Here is a 17,123-nt window from a genome sequence, read left to right as displayed (position 1 = left end):
CACCGCAAGCCAGACGGCTAGGGGGCCGGCAGGCGCCGCCGGGCGCGCCGCGCCGGACGCGTTGGCGCCCTCCCTCAATCGACCCAGTCGAGTAGCGCGGCCCGCAAGCCGGCCGGGCGCGCCGCCAGTGACTCGACGCGCTTGGGGGCGTCGGTGAAGCGGCGCAGGTTGGCGGGCGCGGCCGGCCGCCTGCCCGTCGCTTCCAGCACGGCCTCCGGGAACTTGGCCGGGTGCGCCGTCGCCAGCACCATGGCGGGCGCCCGGCGCTCGCCGGGTGCCGCCGCGGCGCGGAGCCGCGCCAGGGCCTCCAGCCCCACCGCCGTGTGCGGGCAGACGAGGTAGCCGTCCTGTTCCGCCGTGACCCGCATGCGTTCGAGCGTAGCGGCGTCTCCTACCCGGCAGCCGCGGACGCGCGCCCGTAGGTCGTCGCCGAGCCACGAGAACAGGCGCTCGAAGTTCGACGGCGCCCCGACGTCCATTGCCGTCGAGGGGGTGGCCACGCTGGCGTCGAAGGCGTAGGCGTCGGCCTCGCGCGCCAGGTAGCGTGGGAAGAAGTCGTTGCGGTTGTGTGCCGCGAGGAACCCGGCGGTCTTCAGCCCCGTCTCGGCCGCCAGCAGGCCGGCCGTGAGGTTGCCGAGGTTGCCGCTGGGCACGACGACCTCGAGGGGCGTCGTGACGCCGAGCTCCTCCCAGACGCGCGCCGATCCCCACAGGTAGTAGAGGGACTGCGGTAGCAGCCGCCCGATGTTGATCGAATTGGCGGACGACAAGTTGACACCGGCCAGGGCGGGATCCGCGAGCGCCGCCTTGACCAGCGCCTGACAGTCGTCGAAGGTCCCCTCCACCCTGAACGCCCGCACGCCCTGGCGGCTTGCCGTGAGTTGCGCTTCCTGCACGGGGCTGACCCCGCCGGCGGGATAGAGCACGGCGACTCGTACCCTCTTCAGGCCGGCGAACGCATCGGCCACGGCGCTACCGGTGTCGCCCGACGTGGCGACGAGGATGGTCAGGCGCTCGTCGCGGCCGATCAGTGCCGCCTCCATGGCGCGCGCCAGTGAGCGGGCCCCCACGTCCTTGAAGGCCGCGGTGGGGCCATGGAACAGTTCCAGCACGAAAACGTCGTCCGTCAGGCGCTTGACCGGCCAGGGGAAGTCGAGGCCCCCGGCCACCGCAGCCGCGGCCTCGGCGCCCATGTACGCGCCGAGCACGGAGCGCGCCAGCTCCGCGGGGCTCTTCGCGGCCTCCCACCCCAAGGGCAGGGGCGGCAGCCGCGTCGGCCAGTACAGTCCGCCGTCGGGCGCGAGCCCCGCCAGCATGGCCTCGTCGAACGTGACGTCCGCAGCACCTTCGACGGCGCGGGTGCTCCTGTAGAGGATCACAGCTCCTCCACCCCGTCGCCCGAGTCCGCCGGGGAGTCGGGCACGGGGGCGGCCTCCCACAGGGGCCTCGGTCCGCTGACGCCGGCAGCGGCGGCGAGCAGGTCGGCGAGAACGCCGCTCGCCGTGGCGCCCCCGCCCGCGCCGGCGCCCCTCACCAGGACCTCCCCGACAGGGTCTCCTCTGTAGAGCAGCGTGTTGGAACCGCCCAACGTGAGGAGCGGGTGCCCCTCTGGGAGCGAGACGGGGCGCACCCGCGCCTCCCAACTCCCTGCCACGGCCACCACGCTCCCCACCAGCCGCACCCGGCGCCCGCGGTCCGCCTGGGCGGCGAGCAGGGAGGCGGTAAGGCCGTCGATGCCCCGGGTGTTGGCGCGAACCGCGGGCCAGGTCAGGCCCGGGTCGAAGGCCAGGCGGCCGAGCACGGCCAGCTTGTGCGCGGCGTCGACCCCGGCCACGTCCAGGGTGGGGTCGGCCTCCGCGTAGCCGAGCCGCTGCGCTTCGGCCAGCGCCGCACCGAACTCGGCACCTTCGTCCATCATGCTCGAGATGACGTTGCAAGTGCCGTTCAGGACCGCGTGGAGGCTCAGGGGCGTGGAACCCCGGAGGGCGCCGGCGAGCACCCCCACCGCCGGCGTGCCGGCCATGACCGCCGCCTCGAAGTAGACGCGACCCTGGGTCATGTGCGGCAAGTACTCATGCCACCTTTCGGCGAGCGCCGCCTTGTTGGCGGTTACGAGGCGCTTGCCGGCTGCCAGCTGCGCCAGCGAGAGGTCCGCGGCGACGTCCGTTCCGCCGGCGACCTCCACGACGACGTCGGCGCCCGACAAGACGCCCTCGTCGGTCGTGACGAGTTCCCGCCACTCCCGAAAGTCGCGCGGCTTCGAGGCGTCGCGAACCAGGACGCCCACCACCTCGAACTCGGGGCGGCGGCGCAGGAGTCGCATGAGCCCCCCGCCAACGGTCCCCGCTCCCAGCAACGCCACGCGCGTCGGCGCGGCACTCCCGCCGGGTCCCTTCTGGTAGATTGCTTGTTCGTAAGTGGCAGCCATGTCGGGGCGCACTCTATCACTTGAGTAGACCGTCCCAGACGGGCGTGCCGGCCGCCGACGGTGGCGGCCCCGCTAGGAGTCACATGCTCGCCATCGGAATCGTCGGCTTGCCCAACGTGGGCAAGAGCACCCTCTTCAACGCCATCACCAAGGCCGGCGTCGAGGCCGCCAACTACCCGTTCGCCACCATAGACAAGAACGTGGGCGTGGTGAGCGTGCCCGACGAGCGTCTGGCCGTGTTGCAGCGCCTGTACGTGAAGGGAGACCGCGTGCCACCAGTGGTGCCCGCGCATGTCGAGTTCGTGGACATCGCCGGGCTGGTGCGTGGGGCCCACAAGGGCGAGGGGCTCGGCAACCAGTTCCTGTCGCACATCCGCGAGGTCGCGGCCATCGCTCACGTCGTCCGCTGTTTCGAGGACGACAACGTCGTTCACGTCGCGGGGAAGGTCGATCCCCTCGCGGACATCGAGGTTATCGATACCGAGCTGATCCTCGCCGACATCGGCACGCTGGAACGGCGCCTCGAGAGGTTGCGGCGCAGCGCCAAGGGCAACCCCGACGACGCCGCCCTGGTGGAACCCCTCGAACGGCTCCTGGCGGAGCTGAACGGCGGCACCCTCGCTCGAAGGGCCGGCATCGAGGTGCCCCCCGATCTCGGGCTCCTGACCACCAAGCCGGTCATCTACGTCTGCAACGTGGCCGAGTCCGACGCGCTACGCGGCAACCGGTTCGTGGAGGCGGTGAAGCAGCACGCCGCGCGCGAGGGTGCCGACGTCGTCGTGATCTCGGCGCGCATCGAGGAGGAACTCGCCCAGCTCGAGCCCGACGAGGCGCAGGCGTTCCTCGCCGACATGGGGCTGGAGAAGCCCGGGCTCGAACGCCTCATCCGCACCGGTTACCACACCCTCGGGCTGCTGACCTTCCTCACCGCCGGCGAGAAGGAGGTGCGGGCCTGGACCGTCACGGCGGGAAGCAAGGCGCCGCAGGCCGCCGGCGCCATCCACTCCGATTTCGAGCGCGGCTTCATCCGCGCCGAGGTCGTGAGCTACGACGAGCTGGTGCAGGCCGGCAGCATCGCCAACGCACGTGCCAAAGGCAAGCTGCGGGTGGAGGGCCGGGAGTACGTGGTCCAGGACGGCGACGTGATGAACTTCCTCTTCAACGTCTAGGGGGGCGCGCCACCGTCCGTGAGCCACGAGCCACCCGCCGCGCCGGTCGGGGTCTATCCTCGTAGTCACGAGTCGACCGTGGGCCGGGTGACCGCTCGCCACGGGAGCGCAACCCGCGGCCTACTCCCAGGGAGAGGCGACGACTTGACCGCAGCCATACACACACCAGAGGCGCCCGCCCGGACCCGCCAGTTCGGCGCCGGGGAAGTGGTGCTCTATCCGGGCGCCGCGGACGATCTCTACCAGGTGAACGCCGGCCTGGTGCGCCTGCACACCGTCGACGACGACGGCTTCGGTGCGACGCTCAGGTACGTCAAGCCCGGCGGGTACTTCGGCGAGGAGGCCCTGACCGGCAAACAGCGCCGGTACTTCGCCGACGCCATCACCGACTCGACCGTCCTGGCGTTCGACGCGAGGCAACTGGGCCCCGCCGAGGTGCGGGCGGTAGCGGTGGACCTGGCGTTGGCCATGGACCGCATGAACCGCTCGCTGCTGCGCCTGGCGGGCAAGCCCCTCAAGGCCCGCGTGGCGGCGGAGTTGCTGGAGCTCTCCGACTCGGCGCTTGCTGTGCGCTCGCCAGATGGCGTCCCGACCATCCGCATGACCCACGACGAACTGGCGGCGGCCGTCGGCTCCGTACGCGAGACGGTGACGAAGGTCATCGGCGAACTGGTGCGCTCGGGCGCGTTGAAGGCCGGTTACGCGAAGCTCACCATCTGTGACGCCCGGCTGCTGGCGGAGATCGCCGGCCCCTAGAAGACCGGGCCGACGCGGAAGCTGAACACGCCCGTCGGGTGCTTCTCGCTGAAGGCGTAGTCCATGCGGATGGCCGGGAGTATGAGCCCCCCGAACCCCAGGTTGACCTGCACGCCCAGCCCGGCCCCGGCGAAGACGGGAGTCGCGTACTCGGCGAAGCCGGGCACGCTCGACGACCAGCCCACGTCGACGAACGCCAGGCCGATCACCGTCTGGGTGGCCACCGTCGACAGGCCGAAGTCGTAGCGATACTCGAACGAGGTGGTGGCGTAGGTGCGCGCGAGGTCGAAGTCCTCCAGCGTGTAGCCGCGGATCTGGGTGGCGACGTCGTTGGTGCGGCCAACCGTGAAACGCTTGGACGCGGGGTACACGCCGCCGAACTGGTGGCCCACGTCGAGGCGGACGGCGAAGACGTGGCTCTTGTCCTGGATCTCCGCCGGCATGAGGTCCGAGAGCCGCGCGTACGCGCGGATGCCGCCCGACACCTGCTCGTACATGTAGCCGGTGCGCACACCGCCGGCGAGCAGGTCGTTGCCGAAGCCAACGCCCACTGCGCCGTAGGCCGACAGGCCGTCGGCCGGGAAGTTCGTGTCGCTGCGCGAGTCGTAGGTGACCCGCGCCCCCGTGAACGCCGACAGGCCGCTGGTGGGCAGGTAGGCTGCCGCGAAGGTGCTGGGCACCGAGCAGTTCGTGGGGTTCTGCACCTTGCCGCCCTCGATCTTACAGTCGCCGACCGGGGGCTCGAGCTTGTAGTCGTTGTAGGCGCCGTTCGCGCTTACGAGCAGGTAGGTGTCCGCGGCTATCGGCCTGCCGACGCTGAAACCCAACCCGCTGGAGCGGACGGTGTACTCGCCGACGCGCACGCGGTTCTCCGGCAGGTCGGCCAGCCCCGGGTAGAGGATCGAGGTCTGGTTGCCCGCGCTCAACGGGTTGTTGTTGTTGACCACGCTGAAGAGCGAGACGTTGATCGCGGTGGGCACGTCCTGGAAGTCGAGCGCGTCGACGTAGAGCCACGGTATCGAGTAGCTCACGCGCCCGCCCAGCATGATGCCGATGTCGGTGTTGAGCACGTCGACCTCCGCGCCCACCGTGTGGGCGAGGCCGAGGAAGTTCTTCTCGGAGTAGGAGAGGCTGCCCGAGAAGCCCGTGTCGGTGGCGTACTGGGCGGCCGGCCTCAGCTCCCCCGTCTGGCGCTTCGCGGCCGTGATGACCACGAGCGCCTCGTCTTGGGCCTCGGCCGGCTCCAGGGCGTAGTTCTGCACGTCGACGACGCCCAGCGCGGCCACCTGCCTCAGGCCCTCGACGATCTGCTTGTCGGAGACCACCGACCCGACCTTGGGCAGGTAACGGGTGATGACCGTGTCCCTCGTCGAGCTGGGTTCGCCCTCGTAGCGGACCTCGTAACCAGCGATCCTGAGCTCGGTGATGCGCTGGACGTAGGTGCCGTCGTCGTAGGAGAAGTCCGGGCGCGTCACGACCCGGTAGCCGGCGGCCTGGTAGGCGCGCACGATTCTCTGGAAATCCTCCTGCGCGAGCACCGAGGTGAAGGTGTCGCCGACCTGGAGCTCGAGGAGTTTGACGATGTTCGCGGTTGACAACACCGTGTTGCCCTCGATCACGATCTCGTCCACGGTCCCTGCCGTCTCGGGTGCGCCCAGGCGGAAGGTCACGCGCACGCCGCCGCTTGGCGAGACGGCGGCCTGCAGCTGCACGTCGGACGAGCGCCCGCGGGCCAGGCGCTTGACCTCCGCCAGCAGGTCGTCGTAATTGAAGAGGTCGCCGGGCTTGATCTTCAGCTCTCCCGGGTCGACGCCCAGGGCGGTGGTGTCGATGGAGGCGATCTTCAGCTCCAGGACGCGCACGGTGAGTACGCCGCGCTCGAGGCTGGTCGTGCTGGTGTCGACCCCGCTGCCCCTGAATCCCAGGTTCCAGTAGCGGGTGCTGACGGCCTGCACGGTGTCGGCGTAGAGCTTCGGGTCGAACTCCCCGGCGCGCTCGAGGCCCTGGAAGAGCGCGTCCAGGTCGGCGTCCGTCAACACCGTGTTGCCCTCGAACTCCACCTTCTCGACCGCCGCGGCCTCGTCGACGGTGTAGGTGAGCCTGACGGGAACGTCGGCGGCGCTGGTCGCGAGGTCCGGGGCCGGTGTCACGTCGAGTTCGACGTCGACGTCGAACGGGAAGCCCGCCTGGCGGTACTGCTGCCGGATGGTCTCCTTGGCCTCTTCCGCGCGCGTCGTGTTGTACACGCGTCCGGGCTCGAGGAGGTTGGTCACGCGCAGTGCCTCCAGCAGGGAGTCGGACGGGACGGTCGCGTTGCCTTCGAACTCGATCTCGCCCACCCGCGGGTTCTCCACCACGGTGATCACGAGGATGGGGCCCGCCGGCGACGACTCGAACGCTAGCGTGACGGACTCGAACGTGCCGAGGCTGTAGATGCGGTTGCGCTCCGCCTCGAGGTCGACGGACGCGGCGGGCGTGCCGACGCGCGCGGTGATGATGGTGCGGACGATGTCTGCGTAGGTGGTGGTGCCGGTCACGCGCACCTCCACTATCTTGCCCTGCACGTTGCCCTGTCCATAGGCGACGAGTGGTGCGACCAGTAGGAGCAAGGCTGCGAACAGGTGCTTTGACGACATGCGAGCAGTTTACCGGAGCGTTGGTGAGAGGACTAAGGGCGCCCCACACCGAGCGTGCGAGCAGGCAAGCCGCGCCGGCCGGCTGGGGGCGTGCATGGTCGTGGTTATGATTCACGCATGAGCGACTCCGACATACCCGCCAAGGTGCCCGTGGGCGACGCGCGAGCCGTGGCGCTCACCACCGAGGCCGTGAGGCGCGTCACCGACATCGTGCCGGAACTTGCCCTCGTCTTGGGTTCGGGCTTGGGGCCGCTGGCCGAGGAGATCGAGGAAGCTACCGCCATCGACTACGCCGACCTGCCGGGGATGCCCGTATCCACGGCGCCGGGGCACGCCGGCCGCCTGGTCTTGGGGCACCTGGCGGGCCGGACCGTCGTGGCGATGCAGGGGCGCGTTCATCCCTACGAGGGCTTCAGCGCGCAGGAGTGCTCGTTCCCGGTGGCCGTCATGCACGCCCTCGGCGCGCGCGGCCTGGTCGTCACCAACGCCTGTGGCGGGCTCGACCCCGCCTTCGAGGCCGGGGACCTGATGCTCCAGCTCGACTACGTCAACGCCACGGGCCGGAACCCGTTGATCGGCCCGAACGACGACGAACGCTACCCCCGGTTCCCCGTCATGTTCGACTGCTACGACCCCGGCTACGTGCGCACGGCGCGGCGCGTGGCGCTGTCGGAGGGCATACCGCTACGCGAGGGCGTGTACCTCGCCATCACCGGCCCGTCCTACGCGAGCCGCGCGGAGCTGCGCGCCTACCGCACCCTCGGGGCCGACGCCATCGGGATGTCGACCGTGTTCGAGGTCATCAGGGCGCGCCACCTGGGCATGAGGGTACTGGGCATCTCGACCGTCACCGACATGGCCCTTCCCGACCGCAACGAGCATGCGACCGGCGACGAGGTGCTCGCCGTGGCGGCCCGCACGGGCGCCACCTTCCGGCGCCTGGTGCGCGCCGTGCTGCCGGAGCTATGAGACGGGCGGGCCCGGCGGCGCTCCGGTGCCCTTCCCGGCCCGGCGGGCTTCGCGGATGAGCAGGCTCTCCCCCATCGACATCCAGCACGCCGAGTTCAGCCGGCGCGTGGGCGGTTACGACCGAGGCGAGGTGCGAGCCTTCCTCGAACGGCTCTCGCTGGACGTGGAGGAGTCGTTGCGCGAGGCGCAGGCGTTGCGCCGGCGCCTGGCGGAGGCCGAGGAGGAGCTGGGCAAGCTCCGCGGCGCCGAGGCGGAGCTGCAGAACGCCGTCATGGCCGCGGACCGCATCGCGCTCGAGCTGAAGGAGAACGCCAAGCGGGAGGCCCAACTCGTGCTGGAGGAGGCGGAGCGCATGCGCCGGTCGCGCCTGGCCGACGTGGAGGCCGAACTCGTGAGGGCGCGCGCCGAGCTCGACCTGGTCACCCGGCAACGGCTGCTGTTCAAGGCGCAGTTCCGCGCGCTGCTGGCGTCGTACGAGGCGGCATTAGCCGCCGGCGACCCGCAGACCGACGCGGCAACGGCGGACCCGGAGGACGCCCTGCTGGACGATTCCGTGAACTCGTGAGCGTCCTGGGTTCTTGAGCGTCCGGGGGTCCGGCCCGCACGGCGGCCGCGTGGTGGTCGAACTTATCCGGTCGGCCACCGTTTGGTCGTCTGGCCCGCCCGCCGGTCCACGCCGTGGCCGTTCAACCCGCTGGCTCCGCCGGGTCCGTCGCCCCGTTCGCGTCCAGCCTGGCCAGGGCCTCGTCCAGCGTCTTCCATGGCAGCAGGGCGCACTTGACGCGCGCCGGCAACTTGGCGACGCCCGTGAAGACCTGCAGGTCACCCAGCTCCAGCCCCGGCTTCTCACCCCGGACGAGTCGTTGGAAGGCCGCCGAGAGTTCGGCCGCGTGGTGCCGCGTGCCGCCGGTCACAGCCTGGCTCATGAGGCTGGCGGCCGCCTGCGAGATGGCGCAGCCCTCGCCCTCGAAGCTCACCGCTATGCCCTCGCCGTCCGTTGCCTTGAGGTAGAGGGTCAGCTCGTCGCCGCAGCTCGGATTGATGCCTTCTTGCACGACGTCGGCCCCGGCCAGCTCGCCGTGGTGGCGGGGCCTTCTGTAATGCTCGAGGATCAGGTCCTGGTAGAGCTCGTCGAGAAGGCTCAAGCGCGAACCCCGAACCTCTCGACCACCTCGGCCACCAGCGCCACGAAGCGCTCGACCTCCTCGAACGTCGTGTACAGGTAGAAACTCGCCCGCGCGCTGGCTGCCGCACCGAGCACCTTGCCGAGCGGTTGCGCACAGTGATGGCCCGCGCGGACCGCCACGCCTTGCAGGTCCAGGGCGGTGGCGACGTCGTGGGCGTGCAAGCCGTCGACGTTGAACGTCACGATGCCCGCCCTGTCGGGGCCGCGGGGGCCGTACAGGGTGACGCCGGGCACGTCGTCCAGGAGCGCCAGGGCGCGCTTCAACAGCGCGCGGTCGTGCCGCTCGATGGCGGCCATGCCGACGGCCTCAAGGTAGTCGACGGCGGCCGCCATCCCGATGGCCTCGGCCACGCTCGGGGTCCCGGCCTCGAAACGCGCCGGGATCTCGGCGTAAGTGCTGTCTTGCAGCGTCACCCGGCGGATCATCTCGCCGCCGCCGAGGAAGGGCGGCATGGCCCCGAGTATCTCGGGCCGCGCCCAAAGGGCGCCGATGCCGGTGGGGCCCAGCATCTTGTGGCCGGAGAAGGCGTAGAAGTCGCAGCCGAGCTCCTCGACGTCGACGCTCAGGTGCGGGGCGCCCTGCGCCCCGTCCACCAGGAGCAACGCCCCGGCGTCGTGCGCCACTCGGGCTATCTCCGCCACCGGGTTGATGGCGCCAAGGACGTTGCTCATGTGGAAGGTCGAGACGAGGCGCGTGCGCTCGGTAACGCCGGCGCGCAGCGCGTCCATGTCGAGGCGTTGCTCCGCCGTGAGGGGCACGGGCTTGATGACGATGCCGAGGTCGCGCTTGAGGAAGTGCCAGGGCACCAGGTTGGCGTGGTGCTCGGCCACGCTGACGACCACCTCATCGCCCGCGCGCAGGTTGGCGCGGCCCCAACTGGCGGCCACCAGGTTGATGGCCTCGGTCGTGTTGCGCGTGAAGACGAGCGAACGGGCGTCGGGGGCGCCGATGAAACGCGCGACGCGCTCGCGCGCCGCCTCGTATGCGTCCGTCGCCTCGGTGGCCAGGGTGTGGGCACCGCGGTGGACGTTCGCGTGGTGCATCTCGTAGTAGTCGCGCATGGCGTCCAATACCTGGGTGGGGCGTTGGCTGGACGCGGCACTGTCGAGGTAGGCGAGGGGGTGGCCGTTCACTTCGCGGCCCAGGATCGGGAAGTCGCGCCGGATCGCCGCGACGTCGATGTCGCTCATCGCGTCGAGTGTAGCACCGGCCTGGACGCCGCTCCCGTCTAGGGCGACCGAGTCCGGGGTGCGTCCGAGCGGCGGTACACTCGTGGGGTGCGACTCCTGACGCTGGCGCAGCTCAACTTCCGGAACCTGCGGGACTCGCGGCTCGAGTTCCCCGCCGGGGTAGTGGCGGTGGTGGGCCGCAACGCGACCGGCAAGAGCAACCTGCTGGCGGCCGCGTACCTCGGGTGCACGGGCGAGGTCGTGGGCGGCAAACTGGTGCGCCAGGTCCGCCTCGGGGAGGAAGAGGCCTACGTGGCGGCCGAGGTGGAGCACGACGAGGGCGTCTCGCGCATCGAGGTCGGCCTGGCGCCCGGCAGGAAGCTGCTGAAGGTGGACGGCCAGCAGGCTCGAACCATGGACGTGGCGCGCGTGGTGAGCGCCGTGCTGCTCACGCCCGAGGACGCCGACCTGATCCACGGGCCGCCGAGCGGCAGGCGCGGCTACTTGGACGGCCTGCTCTCGAAGCTGTCGGCCCGCTACTCCTCCTTGCACCGCGAGTACTTGCGGGTGCTGGAACAGCGCAACGCGCTCCTGCGCGCCGGCGACCTGGGCCCCACGTTCGGCGTCTGGAGCGAGCGCTTCGCGCTGCTCGGCAGCGAGATCGACGCCCTACGCGACCGCGCCATCACGCGCCTGGCCCCGCTCGCGGCCGCCGTGTACCGCGAGGTTGCGGGCGACGCCGGTTCGGACCTGCGGGTGAGTCTGCGACGCTCCTACGCCGAGGCGGGTCTGGCCGAGGCGCTGAGCGCCAGCGCGCGCACGGAGCTGGCGCGTGCCCAGACCGTGGTGGGCCCCCACCGCGACGACCTCTACCTCGAGCTGGGGGGCGTCAGCCTTCACGAGTACGGCTCGCGGGGCGAGGCCCGCACCGCGGCCCTCGCGTTGCGCGTGGCCGAGTACCGCATCCTGGGCGAGAAGCACGCCGAGCCCCCCGTGCTGCTGATAGACGACTTCACGGCCGAGCTCGACTCGGCGCGGCGCGAGTACCTCCTGACCTTGGCGGGCGCGACGCCACAAGCGTTCGTGTCGGGCACGGAGCCGCCGCCCCGCTTCGACTACCGGCTCGACATGGTGGCCGGCCGGGCGACGGCCCCGGGGGTCGGCCGTGCGTGAGCGGCATGTGGCCGAGCTCCTCGACGAGGTCTTCAGGCGCGGCGGCCTGAAGCGCGGCGTGAGGCGAGCCGAGGCGGTCCTCCTGTGGCGGCGCCTCGTGGGCCCCGAACTGGCCGCCTTCAGCGCCGCCAAGGTGCTGCGGGACGGCGTCTTGTACGTCAACGTCTCCGATTCCGAGACGGCCATGCACCTGAGCATGGAGCGCCTGAAGTTCCTGAGCGCCTACCGGGACCGTTACGGCGTCAAGGACGTGCGAGAGATCCGCTTCCAGGTCGGCAGGTTGCGGGACGAGGAGGAGGCCGTCCAGGGCGCCTCCAAGCTGCCCGCACCGGACCCGGTCGAGCTGCGGAGGCTGACGGCGTCGCTCGAGGAGCTCGCCCTGCCGCAGGACCTGCAGCGTGTGGCCGTCGAGGCGGGCCGTGGCCTGTTGGCCCTCCAGGCCGCGAGGCGTGAACTGGGTTGGGCCGCGTGCCCCACCTGCGGCGCGCTGCACGATGGCGCCGTGCGAAGCGACACGCAGCGCGAGGCCGCCCTTCGGGAGGCCGGCCGGGCAGATCAAGAGGTGGAGCTCGGGCGGGTGCTCTGCCAGGCGTGCGCTCGCTACGCCCGGGAGGGCAGGGTGCGAGACGCGGCCCGGAGGTTGCGCACGGCGCCCCTCAGCACCTTCGACTCGCTGTCGGAGGAGGAGCACGCCGTCGCTCGCTTCCTGGCGGGCAGGGACCTCGACTCCACGCTGGCGTCGCTCCTTGCCGCTACGGTGGCGGATCCCCGCCTCGCCCGGCAGCTGGCCGGAGCGGCGCGCGTTCGCCTTGCCCTGGCGCACGGCCGCCCGCCCGGGAGTTTCACCGCCGAAGACCTGCGGAACCTCGACCCGCGCATAGCCAACGTGCTCTCGCTCGCCGGCGAGGACGAGTGAGTACCTTGCCACACGATGTCGAAGGCGGGCCTCGCCGGCCGCCGTTTGGAGCCTGACCCATGACCAAGCCCGTTGCACTCATCATCCTCGACGGTTTCGGACTGGCGCCCGCCGGGTCCGGGAACGCCGTCGCCCTTGCCGCCACGCCGGTGTTCGACGCCATCTGGCGACAGCGCCCGCACACGCGACTGAGCGCCTCCGGGCTCGCCGTAGGGTTGCCCGAGGGCCAGATGGGCAACAGCGAGGTGGGGCACCTCAACCTGGGCGCGGGCCGCGTCGTGAAGCAGAGCCTCACGTACATCCGGGACCTGATCGCTGACGGCTCGTTCTTCGAGAACGAGGTGCTGTTGCGCACCTTCGGCGCGGCGCGTGGGCACACCCTGCACCTGCTGGGCCTGGTCAGTGACGGCGGCGTGCACTCCGACCTGCGTCACCTGCTCGCCCTCGTCGACCTGGCCGTTGCCCAGGGGCTCGAGCGCGTGCGGGTGCACGCCTTCACCGATGGCCGCGACTCGCCGCCCGACGGCGGCCGTGACTACCTGAGCACGCTCGAGGAGAAGCTCGCCGCTGCGCGGGAGGCGGGCTGCGACGCGCGGGTAGCCAGCGTCTGCGGCCGCTACTACGCCATGGACCGCGACAAGCGTTGGGAGCGCACCAAGCTGGCTTACGACCTGGTCGTCTGTGCCCAGGGCGAGCACGTCGAGGCCACGGCGGTCGGGGCCGTCATGGCGGCGTACGCCCGCGGCGAGACGGACGAGTTCGTGCGCCCCACCGTGGTGCGCGAAGAGGGCGCCGCGCCGGACGATGGCGCCGTCCAGCCCGGCGACGCCGCCGTGTTCTTCAACTTTCGCACCGACCGGGCCAGGCAGCTGAGCCACGCGCTGCTCGGCGGCCCGGATTGGAGCGAGTTCGAGCGCTGCCGGGCGCCCAAGATCGTCTTCGCGTCGCTCATGGAGTACGACAAGGAGCTCCATGCGCCGTACGCGTTCGCCGTGCCTCCGGTCGACGAGACGCTCCCCCAGGTGCTGGCGCAGGCGGGCCTGCGGCAGTACCACACGGCCGAGACGGAGAAGTACGCCCACGTGACCTACTTCTTCGACGCTCAGCGCGAGGTGCCTTACGCGGGCGAGGAGCGGGTGATGGTGCCCTCACCCAAGGTCGCCACGTACGACCTTCAGCCCGAGATGAGCGCTCCTGAGTTGACGGCCAAGACCGTGGCGCGACTGCGTGAGCACGACGACGACTTCGTTCTGATCAACTTCGCCAACCCCGACATGGTGGGGCACACGGGCGTGCTGGAGGCCGCCGTGGCGGCGTGCGAGGCGGCGGACGCCGGACTGGGCGCGGTGCTCGCGGGCGTGCTGGCGAGGGGCGGCGCCGCCATCGTGCTGGCGGACCACGGCAACGCCGAGAAGATGCTCGATGCCGACGGGAGTCCTTACACCGCCCACACGACGAACCCCGTGCCGTGCGTGCTCGTCTCGGACGACCCCGCCCTGGCCGGCGTGGCGCTCAGAGGCGGCGGCGTGCTCGGGGACGTCGCGCCCACGGTGTTGGACCTGTTGGGGGTGCCGCAGCCGAGCGCCATGACGGGCAAGTCGTTGCTCGAGCGTTAGCCTCTCGCGAGCGCCGCCCCTCGCACTAGCGCCAGGTCATCGCGGGCGCCGGCCCTCGCACGAGCGCTAGCCGGCGTCCAGCGGCAGCGCTATGAGCGGCACGAGCATCTCGTCGGCCGTCAGCGACCCGTGCATGCCGCGTGGCGCGCCGTCGGCCCGCTTGTCCCACAGGCTGGCGCCGCCCCGGGCGAGCAGCACGACGTCGCCCACGCGCTGCACGGCTTCGGGGTGAAGGTGGGCCGGGTCGCCGTAGAGCCCGGCGGCCAGGGCCTCGTCTCCGCGGAGGACCCTGAAGCGCGCCCCCAGCGCAGCTCGGGCAGCCGCCAGCAGCTCCTCGACCTCCCCGGCCCGCGCGTAGAGGTAGACGTGGCGCGGCTCGCCGCCCTCGCGCCAGGCCAAGTGCCGGGTCACGTCGGGCAGTTCGTCGAGGTACGCGGCCTCCTTGGCGGGTACCTGGTGGTGACCGTGATCCGCCGTGATCAGCACCAGCGTTCCGTTGCGGGCCCTTGGCGACAGCCCCTCGAGCGTGCGCAGCAGTCCCGCGGCGAACGCCTCGAGCAGTGGCGCGTACGTCGGGGTCGCCGGACCGTCGCGGTGCATGAGCGAATCGAAGTCCGGGAAGTAGGCGAACGTGTAACCGCGCCGGCCGGCCGCTTCCTCGAGCTGGGCGGCTAGCCGGGCGAGCATGTCGACCCAACCGATGTAGCCGTCCACGCGGGCGCCCGCGCTCTGGACGCGGGAGAGGGGGCTGCGAGCCAGATCGGCCGGATGGAGCGTGGTGCTGTGCACCCCGGCCGCGGACAGCACCTGGTAGATGGTGGGCGTCGGCAGCGCCTCCTCGGGTGACAGGCCCCAAGCCTCGAGGTCGCCCCTGCCGTGGCCGCGGCCCCAGGCGGGCTGCCAGAAGAGCATGTTGGCCACCAGCCCCAAGCGGGGCATCAGCTGGGTGAAGCCGAGGAAGCCCGTCTCGGCCGGGGAGGCCCCGTTAGCGGCCAGGACGGTGGTGGCGACGCACGTAGTGGACGGGGCAACGGTGGTGATGGGTTCGCCCAGCTCCTTGGCGCCGCCGAACCGCAGCAGCTCGGCGAACCCGCGGTCGTCGCTCGCCAGCTGCTCCTTCAGCCGCGCGTACCCGAGGCCGTCCACGAGGAGCAGCACGACCCTCTCGTAACGCTCGGCAAGGTCAGGCAGGGTGAGCCACCGGGAGCGCCAGCCGTCGTCGACGCCCAAGAGGTGGCCGACGGTCGCGGGGACGCTCGTGAGCGAGCGCCCGCCGACGTAGGGCGCGACGAGGTCGGGGCCGAGGAGCGCCTCCAGGTCGCCGAAAGCTGGGCCGGCCATTCCCGACTGTACTGCAGGGCGAGCGCGCCGAGGCCCCTTACGAGAAGGCGCCCCGGGAGCTGTCCCGGGGCGCCCGACGAGCGGCCTGTGAACTGGTCGCTGGCCTGGGGTGGTCTAGAAGTCCATCCCGCCCATGTCGCCGCCCGGCATCTGCGGCGTCTTGTCGTCCTTCTCGGGGCGCTCGGCGACCACGACCTCGGTCGTGAGGAGCAGGGCGCCGATGGAGGCGGCGTTCTGCAGCGCCGTGCGCGTCACCTTGGCGGGGTCCACGATGCCGGCCTTGAACATGTCGGGGACGTAGCTGTCGGTGGCGGCGTCGTAGCCGTACTTGCCGTCGTTCTTGGCGAGGATGGCGTGCACCACGACGCTGCCCTCGGCGCCGGCGTTCGCCGCGATCTGGCGGGTCGGCTCTTCGAGAGCGCGCAGCAAGATGCTCGCGCCGGTGCGCTCGTCACCCTCTAGCGTCTCGAGGAGCTTCTTGACGTCCGTGGTGGCGTGGATGAGGGTAACGCCGCCGCCGGCGACGATGCCTTCCTCGACGGCCGAGCGGGCGGTCGAGAGGGCGTCCTCGTAGCGGTGCTTCTTCTCCTTGAGTTCCGTCTCGGTGGCCGCGCCCACGCGGATGACCGCGACGCCGCCCGACAGCTTGGCGAGGCGCTCCTGGAGCTTCTCGCGGGCGTAGTCGGAGTCGGTGTGCTCGAGCTCGGCCTTGATGCCCTTGATGCGCTCCTGGATGGTCTCGGTGCTGCCGAGGCCCTCGATGATGGTGGTCTCGTCCTTGCTGCTGCGGACGCGCTTGGCGCGGCCGAGCTGGTTGAGGCGCACGTTCTCGAGCTTGTGGCCCAGTTCCTCGCTGATGACCTCGCCGCCGGTCACCGCGGCGATGTCGCGCAGCATCTCCTTGCGGCGGTCGCCGAAGCCCGGCGCCTTGACGGCCGAGATGTTGAGCGTGCCGCGCAGGCGGTTCACGACCAACGTAGCGAGCGCTTCGCCCTCGATGTCCTCGGCGATGATCAGGAGCGGCTTGCCCGTCTGCGCAACCTGCTCGAGAACCGGGAGCAGGTCCTTGAGTGCGCTGATCTTCTTCTCGTGGATGAGGATGTAGGGGTCTTCGAGGACCGCCTCCATGGCGTCGGAGTCGGTGATGAAGTAGGCGCTGACGTAGCCCTTGTCGAACTGCATGCCCTCGACGAAGTCGAGCTCCGTCTCCATGGTCTTGGACTCTTCGACGGTGATGACGCCGTCGCGGCCGACCTTGTCCATGGCGTTCGAGATCTGCGTGCCGACCTCGGGATCGTTGGCGGAGATGGAGGCGACTTCGGCCACGGACTTGCTGTCCTCGACCGCCTTCGACATGCTGTGGATGCCTGCGACGACCACCTCTACGGCCTTGTCGATGCCGCGCTTGAGCGCCAGCGGGTTGGCGCCGGCGGCGACGTTGCGGAGGCCCTCGTGGACGATCGACTGGCCGAGCACGGTGGCAGTGGTGGTGCCGTCACCGGTGATCTCGTTCGTCTTGCTGGCGATCTCGATCAGGAGCTTGGCGCCGATGTTCTCGATCGGATCGGCAAGCTCGATCTCCTTGGCGACGGTGACCCCGTCCTTGGTGATGGTGGGACCACCGAACTTCTTCTCCAGGACCACGTTGCGGCCCTTGGGGCCGAGGGTCACCTTGACGGCGTTGGCGACGGCGGTAACGCCGCGCTCGAGCGCGCGACGGGCGTCTTCCTTGAAGATCAGGTCCTTAGCCATGTTCTCTCCGT

At 70.9% G+C, this 17,123-nt stretch carries 14 protein-coding genes; 7 read left to right on the top strand and 7 right to left on the bottom strand.

The annotated features are described in order from the left end of the window. Nucleotides 1–74 precede the first annotated feature (74 nt). Both thrC and ROY82_04095 read right to left on the bottom strand, forming a co-directional pair. Nucleotides 75–1,379 (bottom strand): threonine synthase, encoded by a 1,305-nt coding sequence (gene thrC, locus ROY82_04100; protein MDT3681649.1) that lies wholly within the window; start codon nucleotides 1,377–1,379, stop codon nucleotides 75–77. After that, the gene (locus tag ROY82_04095) at nucleotides 1,376–2,428 is read right to left on the bottom strand and encodes a homoserine dehydrogenase (protein ID MDT3681648.1); all 1,053 of its coding nucleotides are present in this window, start codon (nucleotides 2,426–2,428) and stop codon (nucleotides 1,376–1,378) included. The genes thrC and ROY82_04095 overlap by 4 nt, the downstream gene beginning before the upstream one ends. An 83-nt stretch (nucleotides 2,429–2,511) precedes the next feature. On the opposite strand from ROY82_04095, the gene ychF reads away from it, so the two are divergent. Together ychF and ROY82_04085 are read left to right on the top strand one after the other, a co-directional pair. Next, nucleotides 2,512–3,597 (top strand): redox-regulated ATPase YchF, encoded by a 1,086-nt coding sequence (gene ychF / locus ROY82_04090; GenBank protein ID MDT3681647.1) that lies wholly within the window; start codon nucleotides 2,512–2,514, stop codon nucleotides 3,595–3,597. A gap of 144 nt (nucleotides 3,598–3,741) precedes the next feature. After that, a complete protein-coding gene (locus tag ROY82_04085; protein MDT3681646.1) occupies nucleotides 3,742–4,353 on the top strand; it encodes a cyclic nucleotide-binding domain-containing protein in 612 nt (203 codons plus the stop codon). Here ROY82_04085 and ROY82_04080 read toward each other — a convergent pair. Further along, nucleotides 4,350–6,989 (bottom strand): POTRA domain-containing protein, encoded by a 2,640-nt coding sequence (locus ROY82_04080; GenBank protein MDT3681645.1) that lies wholly within the window; start codon nucleotides 6,987–6,989, stop codon nucleotides 4,350–4,352. The two genes, ROY82_04085 and ROY82_04080, sit on opposite strands and share 4 nt — an antisense overlap. 117 nt (nucleotides 6,990–7,106) lie before the next feature. On the opposite strand from ROY82_04080, the gene ROY82_04075 reads away from it, so the two are divergent. Further along, nucleotides 7,107–7,958 carry a purine-nucleoside phosphorylase gene (locus ROY82_04075; GenBank protein MDT3681644.1) on the top strand — a complete coding sequence of 284 codons (852 nt, stop codon included), beginning with the start codon at nucleotides 7,107–7,109 and terminating at the stop codon, nucleotides 7,956–7,958. A 55-nt stretch (nucleotides 7,959–8,013) separates the two neighbouring features. Beyond that, complete coding sequence (locus ROY82_04070) at nucleotides 8,014–8,523, top strand: DivIVA domain-containing protein (GenBank protein MDT3681643.1); 510 nt, start codon at nucleotides 8,014–8,016, stop codon at nucleotides 8,521–8,523. 121 nt (nucleotides 8,524–8,644) lie between these two features. Here ROY82_04070 and ROY82_04065 read toward each other — a convergent pair whose 3' ends face one another. Together ROY82_04065 and ROY82_04060 are read right to left on the bottom strand one after the other, a co-directional pair. Continuing rightward, entirely contained in the window at nucleotides 8,645–9,103 is a 459-nt protein-coding gene (locus tag ROY82_04065) for an SUF system NifU family Fe-S cluster assembly protein (protein ID MDT3681642.1), read from the bottom strand. After that, nucleotides 9,100–10,335, bottom strand: a complete 1,236-nt coding sequence (locus ROY82_04060) for a cysteine desulfurase (protein ID MDT3681641.1) — start codon at nucleotides 10,333–10,335, stop codon at nucleotides 9,100–9,102. The genes ROY82_04065 and ROY82_04060 overlap by 4 nt, the downstream gene beginning before the upstream one ends. A gap of 87 nt (nucleotides 10,336–10,422) precedes the next feature. Here ROY82_04060 and recF point away from each other — a divergent pair, with 87 nt between their 5' ends. Genes recF through gpmI form a run of 3 tightly spaced genes read left to right on the top strand, consistent with a single transcriptional unit; the run spans nucleotide 10,423 to nucleotide 14,019 of the window. Next, nucleotides 10,423–11,487, top strand: coding sequence for a DNA replication and repair protein RecF (recF, locus tag ROY82_04055; protein MDT3681640.1), 1,065 nt, complete (start codon nucleotides 10,423–10,425; stop codon nucleotides 11,485–11,487). Beyond that, a complete protein-coding gene (locus ROY82_04050) occupies nucleotides 11,480–12,403 on the top strand; it encodes a DUF721 domain-containing protein (protein MDT3681639.1) in 924 nt (307 codons plus the stop codon). Before recF ends, ROY82_04050 begins: the two co-directional genes overlap by 8 nt. Before the next feature lie 59 nt (nucleotides 12,404–12,462). Then, nucleotides 12,463–14,019, top strand: coding sequence for a 2,3-bisphosphoglycerate-independent phosphoglycerate mutase (gpmI, locus tag ROY82_04045; protein MDT3681638.1), 1,557 nt, complete (start codon nucleotides 12,463–12,465; stop codon nucleotides 14,017–14,019). A gap of 66 nt (nucleotides 14,020–14,085) precedes the next feature. Here the strand turns inward: gpmI and ROY82_04040 are convergent, their stop codons facing one another. Continuing rightward, a complete protein-coding gene (locus ROY82_04040; GenBank protein ID MDT3681637.1) occupies nucleotides 14,086–15,360 on the bottom strand; it encodes an alkaline phosphatase family protein in 1,275 nt (424 codons plus the stop codon). 114 nt (nucleotides 15,361–15,474) lie between these two features. Then, nucleotides 15,475–17,112 (bottom strand): chaperonin GroEL, encoded by a 1,638-nt coding sequence (gene groL / locus ROY82_04035; protein ID MDT3681636.1) that lies wholly within the window; start codon nucleotides 17,110–17,112, stop codon nucleotides 15,475–15,477. Nucleotides 17,113–17,123 lie beyond the last annotated feature (11 nt).

Origin of the sequence: Truepera sp. (assembly GCA_032027045.1) — a bacterium.
Taxonomy (GTDB): domain Bacteria; phylum Deinococcota; class Deinococci; order Deinococcales; family Trueperaceae; genus JAAYYF01.
The sequence above is the reverse complement of the archived record's forward strand: the minus strand, read 5'-3'. Positions and strand labels throughout refer to the sequence as shown.